3 protein-coding genes are annotated in these 2,006 nt (G+C 50.9%); 2 read left to right on the top strand and 1 reads right to left on the bottom strand.

Annotated features, from left to right (window positions below; all coding sequences use genetic code 11):
• The first annotated feature begins 271 nt into the window (after positions 1-271).
• Together cbpA and cbpM are read left to right on the top strand one after the other, a co-directional pair.
• Entirely contained in the window at positions 272-1,192 is a 921-nt protein-coding gene (cbpA, locus tag ACUU1M_RS19985; RefSeq protein ID WP_000420619.1) for a curved DNA-binding protein, read from the top strand.
• Positions 1,192-1,497 (top strand): chaperone modulator CbpM, encoded by a 306-nt coding sequence (cbpM, locus tag ACUU1M_RS19980; protein WP_000024560.1) that lies wholly within the window; start codon positions 1,192-1,194, stop codon positions 1,495-1,497. The genes cbpA and cbpM overlap by 1 nt, the downstream gene beginning before the upstream one ends.
• A 92-nt stretch (positions 1,498-1,589) precedes the next feature.
• On the opposite strand, the gene torD is transcribed toward cbpM, so the two are convergent.
• Positions 1,590-2,006, bottom strand: a 417-nt coding sequence (torD, locus tag ACUU1M_RS19975) for a molecular chaperone TorD (RefSeq protein ID WP_283671955.1), incomplete at its 5' end; no start/stop codon positions are given.

Below are 2,006 nucleotides of genomic sequence, written 5' to 3'. Positions count from 1 at the left end.
TTACTACCCATATATAGCGTCTATAAAATTTAATAAATAATGACGCCCTAGTTAAACTTAAAGTGCCTGGTTCAACTATCAAAAATCGCTCACCCTTTTTCACCTGTTTAAAATATGTTCAGCAACCCATCTTGATGGCGACCTCCTCTCCGCGATGATTTCAATAACATATTCTGTGTTGGCATATGAAATTTTGAGGATTACCCTACACTTATAGGAGTTACCTTACAGGGGTTCCTTCAATTTGTGTTGATTTACGCGAGATAACGCTATGGAATTAAAGGATTATTACGCCATCATGGGCGTGAAACCGACGGACGATCTCAAGACAATCAAGACCGCCTATCGTCGACTGGCCCGTAAATACCATCCTGATGTCAGCAAAGAACCGGATGCCGAAGCCCGCTTCAAAGAGGTCGCTGAAGCCTGGGAAGTGTTAAGTGATGAACAACGTCGCGCTGAGTATGATCAGATGTGGCAACATCGCAACGATCCGCAATTTAACCGTCAGTTCCATCATGGCGACGGTCAGAGTTTTAATGCCGAAGATTTTGACGATATCTTCTCGTCAATTTTCGGTCAGCATGCCCGCCAGAGCCGTCAACGCCCCGCCGCACGCGGCCACGATATTGAAATCGAAGTGGCGGTATTCCTCGAAGAAACGCTTACTGAGCATAAGCGTACCATCAGCTATAACCTGCCGGTTTATAACGCCTTTGGCATGATCGAACAGGAAATCCCGAAAACGCTGAATGTGAAGATCCCGGCAGGCGTCGGCAATGGTCAACGCATCCGCCTGAAAGGCCAGGGGACGCCGGGCGAAAACGGCGGTCCAAATGGCGATTTGTGGCTGGTGATTCATATTGCGCCACATCCGCTGTTCGATATTGTCGGCCAGGATCTGGAAATTGTGGTGCCGGTTAGCCCGTGGGAAGCGGCGCTGGGTACTAAAGTCACCGTTCCAACACTGAAAGAAAGCATTTTGCTGACTATCCCGCCAGGCAGCCAGGCCGGGCAACGATTGCGCGTTAAAGGCAAAGGTCTGGTGAGCAAAAAACAGACCGGCGATCTGTATGCGGTACTGAAAATCGTGATGCCGCCGAAACCGGATGAAAACACTGCCGCGCTGTGGCAGCAACTGGCAGACGCCCAGTCGTCTTTTGATCCACGTAAAGATTGGGGGAAAGCATAATGGCTAATGTTACGGTGACTTTTACTATTACCGAATTTTGCCTGCATACCGGCATCTCTGAAGAGGAGTTGAATGAAATTGTCGGTTTGGGGGTGGTTGAACCGCGTGAGATCCAGGAAACAACCTGGGTATTTGACGACCATGCCGCCATTGTGGTGCAACGCGCGGTACGCCTGCGTCATGAACTGGCTCTGGACTGGCCGGGGATCGCGGTGGCGCTGACGTTAATGGATGATATTGCGCACCTGAAGCAGGAAAACCGCCTGCTACGCCAGCGGCTTTCCCGGTTTGTAGCTCATCCGTGATGTGTGTTTGCCGGATGTGATGACGCATCCGGCAACTGCGCCATAATGCCTGATGCGACGCTAAACGCGTCTTTTCAGGCGCATAAACGACGTTATCTGTTTTGGTGGTCGCACTCCACTAACACCAGCAATAACTGGCTTAGTGCCGCGTAAAAACCAAAGCTGTCATACTGTCGACAACGCGCAGCAAACTCTGGTAACCATTGCCGCAGCGCCGTCAGTGTTTTTTGCCGCAAACTGTCGATTCTTCGCGCAGGAACGGTCCCCTCTCCCAGCGAAAAATGCAGATAACTCAACAACTCGAGATAGATCGCCAGATGATCTGCCGGTTCGTTGAAATTGCCACTGGTTTCCATCCCTGCCTCAACTAACAAGCGTTTAATCTCTTGCTCGTCCTGTTTGTAGGCCGATGCATACGGCAGCGCCGCTTGTTTGTCGGTCATCAGAAACAGGCCGCAAAAGTCAGCGGCCAGTTCCAGACGGGCATCGTCACGTACTGTCAGCGTGGC

Source organism: Shigella sp. SIG6 (assembly GCF_053555815.1).
Note: the sequence above shows the minus strand (reverse complement) of the source record. Positions and strands in the feature narration are given on the sequence as shown.